Origin of the sequence: Mesorhizobium sp. (genome assembly GCF_004962925.1) — a bacterium.
Taxonomy (GTDB): Bacteria; Pseudomonadota; Alphaproteobacteria; order Rhizobiales; family Rhizobiaceae; genus Mesorhizobium.
Genome location: NZ_SUEO01000505.1, coordinates 1 through 228, shown reverse-complemented (window position 1 = coordinate 228; position 228 = coordinate 1). Strand labels below are relative to the sequence as shown.

Genomic DNA, 228 nt, shown 5'->3' with positions numbered 1-228 from the left:
GAGGACAAGCTCGCCGCCCGCGCCGAGATTTTCAGATTTCCCGCCCAGCTCACGAGCCTGTCCGAGCCTATCCAGGTGCTGGTCGAGGCGATGTTCGGCGAAAGCCGCTACGAAGAAGCCGCCTGGCTGCGCGGCCTCTATCTGACGTCGGCGACCCAGGAAGGGGCGCCCATCGACCGGCTGACCGCGGCGCTGTCTTCATCCTTCGGTCTTCCGCCGCGGCGTGCC

The 228-nt window shown here is 67.5% G+C and carries 1 protein-coding gene; it reads left to right on the top strand.

Going from position 1 to position 228, the window contains the following annotated elements:
• Positions 1-228: type VI secretion protein IcmF/TssM N-terminal domain-containing protein (locus tag E5W87_RS35900; protein WP_292408812.1), on the top strand; the 228-nt coding region annotated here is incomplete at both ends.